Raw genomic sequence first — 8,836 nt, forward strand, 5'->3', positions numbered from 1 at the left:
GAGCGCTCGAGCGCCGGCAGTGGTCCCGCGCCCCCGGCCCGCCCCACAAGCGGCCGGCGGTTACCGGCACGGTCACGACCCCCAGCGTTCGCCTCGCACCGCATCTCACAGACAAGGCATAGCCCTGACTACGACTTTCCGAGAGCTCGGGATCCTTCCCGAGACGGCCGAGGCCCTCGAAGCCGTCGGCATCATCAGCCCCTTCCCCATCCAGGAGATGACGCTCCCCGTCGCCCTTTCGGGCTCGGACGTCATCGGCCAGGCCAAGACCGGCACCGGCAAGACGCTCGGTTTCGGCCTTCCACTCCTGGAGCGCGTGATCGTCCCCGCCGACGTCGAGGCCGGCCGCGCCAAGCCCGAGCAGCTGACCGAGGCGCCGCAGGCCCTCATCGTCGTGCCCACCCGCGAGCTCTGCCAGCAGGTGACGAACGACCTCCTGACCGCCGGCAAGGCGCGTAACGTCCGCGTCCTCGCCATATACGGCGGCCGTGCCTACGAACCGCAGGTCGAGGCCCTCAAGAAGGGCATCGACATCGTCGTCGGCACACCCGGCCGGCTCCTCGACCTCGCCGGGCAGCGCAAGCTCGACCTCAAGCACGTCAAGTGCCTGGTCCTCGACGAGGCCGACGAGATGCTCGACCTGGGCTTCCTGCCCGACGTCGAGAAGATCATCAACATGCTTCCGGCGAAGCGCCAGACGATGCTGTTCTCGGCGACCATGCCGGGCGCCGTCATCGGCCTGGCCCGGCGGTACATGTCGCAGCCCACGCACATCCGCGCCACCGCGCCGGACGACGAGGGCCAGACCGTCGCGAACACCAAGCAGCACGTGTTCCGCGCGCACAACATGGACAAGCCCGAGATGGTCTCGCGCATCCTGCAGGCTGAGGGCCGCGGACTCGCGATGATCTTCTGCCGGACCAAGCGCACCGCCGCCGACATCGCCGAGCAGCTCGAGAAGCGCGGCTTCGCCTCCGGCGCGGTCCACGGCGACCTCGGCCAGGGCGCGCGCGAGCAGGCGCTGCGCGCGTTCCGCAACGGCAAGGTCGACGTGCTCGTCTGCACCGACGTCGCCGCGCGCGGCATCGACGTGGGTGGCGTGACGCACGTCATCAACTACCAGTCCCCCGAGGACGAGAAGACCTACCTGCACCGCATCGGCCGCACCGGCCGCGCGGGCGCCAAGGGCATCGCGATCACGCTGGTCGACTGGGACGACATCCCGCGCTGGCAGCTGATCAACAAGGCGCTCGACCTGGGCTTCAACGACCCGGTCGAGACCTACTCCAGCTCCCCGCACCTGTACGAGGAGCTGAACATCCCGGCGGGCACCAAGGGTGTCCTGCCGCGCGGCGAGCGGACCCGTGCGGGTCTGGGCGCGGAAGAGGTCGAGGACCTCGGCGAGACCGGTGGGCGTGGCCGTGGCGGCCGCTCCAGCGGTCGTGGCCAGGACCGTGACCGAGACCGCGATCGGGACCGTGACCGCGACCGTGCGGGCTCCGCGTCCGCCGAGCGCGAGCGTCCGGCCCGTACGCCGCGTCGCCGCCGCCGCACGCGCGCCGGCAGCCCGCTCGACGCCGCCACGACGGTCGCTCCGGCCGCCGTGGTGACCGAGAGCGCCGCTCCGGTGGCCGAGGCCGCTCCGGTGACCGAGACCGCCGCCCCGGTCGCCGCCGAGGCAACCGAGCCGCGCACCCCGCGCCGCCGTCGGCGCACGCGTGCCGGTGCCGCGTCGGAGGCCCTGGCCACGGCCGAGGGCACCGCCGTCGAGGCGGAGGCGCCCGCGCCCGTCGCCGAGGCGGAGGCTCCGGTGTCGAAGCCGCGCCGCCGCACCCGCAAGACCGCCGAGACGGTGGCCGACGCCGCCGCCGCGGAGGTCACCGCGCCCGAGGCCGCCCCGGCGGCCGAGGCGGAGGTGGAGGCTCCGGTCACCAAGCCGCGCCGCCGTACGCGCAAGACCGCGGAGGCCGCCGAGGTCGCCGTCGCCACGGCCGAGGGCGCCCCGGAGACGGCCGAGGCCGTCGAGGCGCCTGCCGCCGAGAAGCCGAAGCGCCGCACGCGCAAGGTGGCGGAGAAGGTCGCCGAGGCTGCCGCCCCGGAGGCCGAGGCGGAGGTGGAGGCGCCGGTCACCAAGCCGCGCCGCCGTACGCGCAAGGCCGCCGAGACCGTCGCCGACGCCGCCACCCCCGAGGTCACCGCGCCCGACGCCGAGGCCGAGAAGCCCAAGCGCCGTACCCGCAAGACCGCGGCCAAGGCCGTCGAGACCGTCGCCCCGGAGGCCGAGGCGGAGGTGGAGGCGCCGGTCACCAAGCCGCGCCGCCGCACCCGCAAGGCCGCCGAGACGGTCGCCGACGCCGCGACCCCCGAGGTCACCGCGCCCGACGCCGAGGCCGAGAAGCCCAAGCGCCGTACCCGCAAGACCGCGGCCAAGGCCGTCGAGACCGTCGAGGCCGAGATCCCGGCGCAGGCGACGGACGAGGCCAAGCCCCGTCGTCGTACGCGCAAGGCCGCTGCCGCCCCGGTGGACGCGGCCGAGGCGCCCGTCGCGGCTCCGCGCCGCCGCACGCGCAAGAAGGCCGAGTCCGTGGAGACCTCGGAGAGCTGACCCAACGGTCACCCCTCCGCCGGTCCTCACCGCCGTACCGAAGGCCCGCCCCCGCCCGGGGCGGGCCTTCGCGCCTGGTGCGACGACCGTTAGCCTCGGCTCATGAGCAGGCCCCCGACCTTCGTCCCGCCCGCGTGTGCGACCGCGCGCACCCTCCGTACCGCCCGCGGTGACTTCGCCGTCCTCGACGCCGTGCCCGCCGCGGGTGTCCGGTGCCGGGGGACCGTGCTCCTTGTCCCCGGCTTCACCGGCAGCAAGGAGGATTTCATCGCCCTCCTGGAGCCGCTGGCCGACGCGGGCTACCGTGCGGTGTCCGTGGACGGCCGCGGCCAGTACGAGACCGCGGGCCCCGACGACGAATCGGCGTACGCCCAGGCGGAGTTGGCGCGCGATGTGCTGGCCCAGGCGGACGCCCTGGCCAAGGCCCCGGAGGCGACGGAGCCACACGATGCCGCGCCGTCGCTCCGCCGCCATCTCCTCGGGCACTCCCTGGGCGGTCAGATCGCCCGCGCCGCGGCGCTCCTCGAACCCGGCGCCTTCGCCACCCTCACCCTCATGTCCTCGGGCCCCGCCGCGATCGCCCCCGCCCAGCGGGAACGCGCCGCGATGCTGGCGGACGCCCTCAAGGTGCTTTCGATGGACGAGGTGTGGCAGGCGATGCGGGCCATGGAGCCGCCGCCCCCGCAGGACGTGGAGACCGGCGCCGGAGAGGGCGGCCTCGACGAGGCGCTGCGGGCCCGCTGGCTGCTTCACAGTCCCGCCCAGCTCATCGCCACGGGCAGGCAGCTCTCCACCGAACCGGACCGCGTCGCCGACCTCGCCGCGCTGCCGCTGCCCAAGCACGTGGTGTCGGGCGAGCGCGACGACACCTGGCCCGTGCCGCTCCTGGACGAGATGGCAGAGTGCCTGCACGCCCACCGCACGGTGATCCACGGTGCCGAGCACTCCCCCAACACCGACCGCCCCACGGAGACGGCGGCGGCCCTGATCGACTTCTGGGACCGCCACTGACCGCGCAGTACGGCGTCAGTACTGCGTCTGCCGCGTCAGTACTGTGCCTGCAAGTGCTCCCAGAAACCGTCCCGCAGCGCCCGGCGCAGGTCCGCCTGCCCGCGCAGCGAGTACTGCAGGAGCCGCTCCGCCTCCACCAGGAGGTCCTGGTCCACGGAGCCCGGCAGATAGGGATGGCCGGGCAGCAGCCCCACCAGCGCCTCGCGCCCCCGTGCCGCGAGCCACTTCGCGGCGATCTGCGCGCCGACGAAGCGGACCTCCTCGCGGGTGGGGCGGTGCACGGTGGCGCCCGCCTCGTACGTCGTGACGGTTCGGCGCGTGACGTACGGCTTGAAGAAGTCGAGGTCGAACGTGCGCTGGCTGTCGACCTCCCACAGCAGCGCCTCCGCCTGGTTGCGCCCCTCGGGCGCCTCGATGCCCCACAGGTGGACCCGGGCGCCGTACCCCTGCGCCGCCTCGACCGCCGAGACCAGGTCCTCGTCGCCGCCGATCAGTGCCGCGTCGCTGATGGCGCGGTGCCTGGCCAGTGACTCCAGGTCGCTGCGGATCAGGGAGTCGACGCCCTTCTGCTGGTTGTTGGCGTTGAGGTTGCCGAGCCTGACCTTGACGTCGGGCAGCTCGGCGATCGACTGCTGCTCGGTCGTGTGGATGCGGCGCCTGGCTCCGTCGTACCAGTAGACGCGCAGCAGACGGCTGTCCGCGAAGATCGTCCTGGCCTTGTCGATGAGCGCGTCGATGAGGCCCTCCGCGTCCAGGTCGAAGGCCCGCCGGTCCTCGGTCCCGGTCGCGAGGCGGCCCGCAGCCGCGTACAGGTACCCGGCGTCGACGAAGATCGCGTGCGTGGACGGCGTCCTCGCGACCTCGGCGAGCACGCGCGCAAGCAGGCCGTTGGCGCGCTCCAGCTGAGCACTGATCTCGGCCGCGTCGAGGGTGTCGGGAGCGGCGGGGGCGGCGGGGGCGGGGTCGACTGCGGTCGGGTCGACTGCGCTGGGGTCGGCGTCGTTCATATCGAGTCCAGTCTCCCGCCGGTCACACAGCGAACACAACTGGTCTCGCTACTCGCAGGTAATTAGGTTCTCGAAAAATTTCCTTAGCGTAGGGAATGTTTGCACCGAGCAACTCGTTGTACCCATCAGAAACACAGCAGTTCTCCTTGCAGGAGGATGACCAGACGAAGGGAGAAGCCCTATGCGCTTCGAAATCATGCGACTCGACGACGTCGATGGCTCGGCCGTGGACAGCACCGTCGTGGACGCCGCCTCCGTCAAGCGGATCGTGCAGCAGGCCGCCGCGATCGGCCAGCGCCTCTACATCCGCCCGGCCGGCACCCCGGCCTCGTAACGCAGACGTCGAAGGGCCCCCGTACGGATTCCGTACGGGGGCCTTTCGTATGGCACGACCACGCGCGTCGACGCCGTCAGCCGAAGGTGACGGGCATGCCCTCAGCCGAAGGTGACGGGCAACTGGTGCAGGCCGCGCAGCATCAGGCTGGGGCGCCAGGCCAGGCTGTCGGGCCCGGCGTCCAGCGCGAGATCCGGGCAGCGCTCCAGGAGGGTGCGGAAGGCGACCGCGCCCTGCATACGGGCCAGGGGCGCGCCCAGGCAGTGGTGGATGCCGTAGCCGAACGCCATGTGGCCCCGGGCGTCCCTGCGGATGTCGAAGCGGTCGGGCTCGGCGAACTTCTTGGGATCGCGCGAGGCCGCGGCCAGCACCACGGCCACCGACTCGCCCCGGTCCACGGACACCCCGCCGATCTCCACCGGCTCCTTGGTGTAACGGAACGCCGTCGTCTCCACCGGCCCCTCGTAGCGGAGCATCTCCTCCACGGCGTTGTCCAGGAGCGAGAAGTCGGCGCGCAGGGCCGCCAGCTGCTCGGGGTGGCGCAGCAGGGCGAGCGTTCCGCTGGAGAGCAGGTTGGCGGCCGTCTCGTAGCCCGCCACCAGCAGCAGGAAGGCCATGCCCAGCATCTCCTCCGGGGAGAGCCGGTCGTCCTCGGCGTGCAGGCCGCCGGCCAGCGCGCTCAGCAGGTCCGCGCCCGGCTCCACCCGCTTGGCGGCGACGAGCTCGGCGAGATAACCGGTCATCGCCTGCGCCGCGGCACCGGCCTCCTCGGGCCGGGTGAAGTCGGTGCTCGCCAGATACCAGTCGTGGAACATCTTGCGGTCGCCCGACGGCACCCCGAGCAGTTCGCAGATCACGGCCAGGGGCAGCGGCAGCGCGAACGCCTCAAGGAGGTCCGCCTTGCCCAGCGGCAGCATGGCGTCCACCAGCTCGTCCGCGATCTGCTGGACCCGGGGCCGCAGCTCCGCGATCCGCCGGGACGTGAAGTCCTTGGCGACGAGCTTGCGCAGCCGGGTGTGGTCCGGGGGGTCCGTCTGCACCATGTTCAGGCCGATGGAGTTGCCTCCGTCGTCCTGCCACCCGGCCGAGTGCCGGATGTCGTTGGACAGGCGCGGGTCGGTCAGTGCGGCGCGCGCCTCCTCATGGCCCACCACGAGCCAGAACTCGCCGGACGCGGCGGTACGGACGCGGTGCACCGGGCCTTGGGCCCGCATGCGCTCGTAGACCGGATACGGGTTGTCGACGAAGCCCTGGCCGAGCCCGGTCAAGTCCTCGAAATCTGTCACTGCCAAGGCGTTTCCTCACTAGGGATGGATGAGATGGGTGGGGGCTGACGTCAGCTCGTGGTCCAGGTCACCGGGAGAGCCAGCAGGCCGTTGATGACGAAGCCGCCCGGGATGTGCTGCGGTTCGAACCCGGCGGCAAGTTCCAGGGTCGGCACCCCTTCGACCAGCGCTTCCAGCGCCACCTGAGCCTCCAGCCGCGCCAGGCCCGCCCCGAGGCAGGAGTGGGGGCCGTGGCCGAACGCGAAGTGCCGCGGCGGCGCCGTGCGGCCGAGTGCGAAGGTCTCCGGGTCGTCGGCCGAGCCGGGGTCCCGGCCCGCCGCCGCGACCATCGCGTGCACCTTCGCGCCGGCCGGAAGGTCCACCCCGCCCAGCGTCACGTCCTCGGTCACCGTGCGGGGCACGCCCTGCACGGAGGTGTTGAACCGGAGCCCTTCCTCCACGGCCCCGGGTATCAACGACCGGTCGGCGACGAGCCGCTCCCACTGCGCACGGTCCCGCAGCAGCTGGTGGACCGTGTTCGTGATGAGGTGCGTCACCGTCTCGTGGCCGGCGGCCATCATGACCAGGAGGGCGAGGACGGCGTCGTCGACAGTACACACCGGATCGCTCTGCGCGGCGGCGTCGGCGAGCACGCCGAGCAGGTCGTCCGCGGGGCGCCGGCGCCGGTCCGCCAGCAGGTCCCGGAAGTACGCCTCGAAGGCGAGCACGCTCTTCGCGCACCGGAGCTGGTCCTCGGGCGGCAGCGGGAGCACCTGCATGAGGAGCCAGTCGCCCAGCCACGACTTGACGGTGGCCCGGTCCGCCGGCGGTACGCCGATGACGTCGCAGAGCACGGTCAGCGGCAGCGGGTACGCGAAGCCCGCGAGGAGGTCGACGCCGCCTGCGTCCTTGAAGCCCGCCACCAGCTCGCCGGCCGTGGCCCGGACGGCGGGCTCATGGCGCCGCAGAGCGCGCGGCGAGAACTCCTCGTCGAGCAGCGAACGGAACCTGCCGTGGCCGGCGGGACCGGCGTTGAACAACGCGACCCGGTAGTAGACCGATCCGGCGAGCAACTCCCGGCACGCGTCGGTGAATTCGTACGCGCCATGGGTGTTCGTGCGGCTGGTGAACCGCGTCGGGTCCCCCAGCACGCCGGCCATCTCCGCCCGTCCCGTGACCACCCACGGGCCGTCGGCCGACATCGGGCAGACCGGTACCCGCTCCCGGGCGACGCGATAGGCGTCGTACGGACTCGCCATGTACCGCGGATTCATGAGGTCGAACAGTTTCGCGGGGTCGACCTCGCCCGCCTCGCCGTATTCCTGGAGGCCCTCGGTCACCTGTCACTTCCTTCGTAGCGCACCGGCAGGTGAAGCAGCCCGCGCATCAGGCTCGGCCGCCAGGCCAGGGTGTCCGGGTCCGTGTCGAGGGCCAGGCCGGGGCAGCGCTCCAGGAGGGCGCGCAGGGCGACGGTGGCCTCAAGGCGGGCCAGCGGCGCGCCCAGGCAGTGGTGGACCCCGTGGCTGAAGCCGAGGTGGCCGCGCGCGTCGCGCCGGATGTCGAAGCTGTCGGGGTCGGTGAAGCGCGCCGGGTCCCGGTTCGCCGCCGCGAGGAGGACGAGCACGGGGTCCCCCGCGGGGATCACCGTGCCCGCGATCTCCACGTCCTCGGAGGCGAAGCGGTGCGCCGTGGAGTGCGACGGGCCGTCGTAGCGGAGCATCTCCTCGACGGCGTCGTCGATCAGCGCGGGGTCGGCCCGCAGGGCGGCGAGCTGCTCCGGGTTGCGGAGCAGCGCACACGTGCCGTTGGCGATGAGATTGACGGTGGTCTCGTGCCCCGCGACCAGCAGCAGGAAGGCCATGCCGAGCATCTCTTCGGGCGAGAGGCGGTCGCCGTCCTCGTCCATGGTGCGCACCAGGGCGCTGAGCAGGTCCTCGCCGTCCGAGCGGCGCTTGGCCTCGATGAGTTCGGCCAGATAGCCGGTCATCGCCTGGACCGCGGCACCGGCGGCCTCGGGGCTGCTGGGGAAGACGAGTTCCCCGGACCAGACGCGGAACTGGTCCCTGTCGGTGGCCGGAACCCCGAGGAGTTCGCAGATGACCGCCATCGGCAGCGGCATCGCGAACGCCTCGACGAGGTCGGTGCGGCCCAGGGGCAGCATGGCGTCGATCAGCTCGTCGGCGAGCTCCTGGATGCGCGGGCGCAGCGCCTCGATGCGGCGCGCGGTGAACTCCCTGGCCACCAGGCGGCGCAGCCGGGTGTGGTCCGGCGGGTCGGTCTGCAGCATGTTCAGACCGATGGCGTTGCCGCCGTCGTCCTGCCAGGAGGACGAGTGGCGGATGTCGTTGCGCAGGCGCGGGTCCGTCAGGGCGGCGCGGGCCTCCGCGTGTCCGACGATCAGCCAGACGTCGCCGGCGTCGTAGGTCGGCACGCGGTGAACCGGTCTCTGCTCGCGCAGGTGGGTGTAGATCGCGTACGGGTCCGAGGCGAAGTCGGCGCCGGGCGGGGCCACTTTTTCGAAGGCGGGCATGGTCATGGGGAGGCTTCCTCTCCTGTGGTGGCTGGGGTGTTGTAGTCGGATGTGCCGAAGTGGCGGGTGCCGATGCTCAGGGCG

The 8,836-nt window shown here is 72.6% G+C and carries 7 protein-coding genes; 3 read left to right on the forward strand and 4 right to left on the reverse strand.

The features are described from left to right. Nucleotides 1–217: 217 nt before the first annotated feature. Both ACFVYL_RS13990 and ACFVYL_RS13995 read left to right on the forward strand, forming a co-directional pair. Nucleotides 218–2,605 (forward strand): DEAD/DEAH box helicase, encoded by a 2,388-nt coding sequence (locus tag ACFVYL_RS13990; RefSeq protein WP_389715335.1) that lies wholly within the window; start codon nucleotides 218–220, stop codon nucleotides 2,603–2,605. A gap of 102 nt (nucleotides 2,606–2,707) precedes the next feature. Beyond that, on the forward strand, nucleotides 2,708–3,616 hold the full coding sequence (locus ACFVYL_RS13995; RefSeq protein ID WP_389715337.1) for an alpha/beta fold hydrolase: 909 nt from the start codon (nucleotides 2,708–2,710) through the stop codon (nucleotides 3,614–3,616). Between the two features lie 35 nt (nucleotides 3,617–3,651). On the opposite strand, the gene ACFVYL_RS14000 is transcribed toward ACFVYL_RS13995, so the two are convergent. Further along, complete coding sequence (locus tag ACFVYL_RS14000) at nucleotides 3,652–4,623, reverse strand: NYN domain-containing protein (protein WP_389715338.1); 972 nt, start codon at nucleotides 4,621–4,623, stop codon at nucleotides 3,652–3,654. A gap of 181 nt (nucleotides 4,624–4,804) precedes the next feature. Between ACFVYL_RS14000 and ACFVYL_RS14005 the strand changes: the two genes are divergently transcribed. Then, the gene (locus ACFVYL_RS14005; RefSeq protein ID WP_389715339.1) at nucleotides 4,805–4,957 is read left to right on the forward strand and encodes a hypothetical protein; all 153 of its coding nucleotides are present in this window, start codon (nucleotides 4,805–4,807) and stop codon (nucleotides 4,955–4,957) included. A gap of 101 nt (nucleotides 4,958–5,058) precedes the next feature. On the opposite strand, the gene ACFVYL_RS14010 is transcribed toward ACFVYL_RS14005, so the two are convergent. Genes ACFVYL_RS14010 through ACFVYL_RS14020 form a run of 3 tightly spaced genes read right to left on the reverse strand, consistent with a single transcriptional unit; the run spans nucleotide 5,059 to nucleotide 8,758 of the window. After that, the gene (locus ACFVYL_RS14010) at nucleotides 5,059–6,249 is read right to left on the reverse strand and encodes a cytochrome P450 (protein WP_389715340.1); all 1,191 of its coding nucleotides are present in this window, start codon (nucleotides 6,247–6,249) and stop codon (nucleotides 5,059–5,061) included. Nucleotides 6,250–6,293: 44 nt separating this feature from the next. Then, complete coding sequence (locus tag ACFVYL_RS14015; RefSeq protein WP_389715342.1) at nucleotides 6,294–7,562, reverse strand: cytochrome P450; 1,269 nt, start codon at nucleotides 7,560–7,562, stop codon at nucleotides 6,294–6,296. Further along, nucleotides 7,559–8,758, reverse strand: a complete 1,200-nt coding sequence (locus tag ACFVYL_RS14020; protein ID WP_389715343.1) for a cytochrome P450 — start codon at nucleotides 8,756–8,758, stop codon at nucleotides 7,559–7,561. Before ACFVYL_RS14020 ends, ACFVYL_RS14015 begins: the two co-directional genes overlap by 4 nt. Nucleotides 8,759–8,836 lie beyond the last annotated feature (78 nt).

This window comes from Streptomyces sp. NPDC058308, assembly GCF_042880275.1.
Classification (GTDB): Bacteria; Actinomycetota; Actinomycetes; order Streptomycetales; family Streptomycetaceae; genus Streptomyces.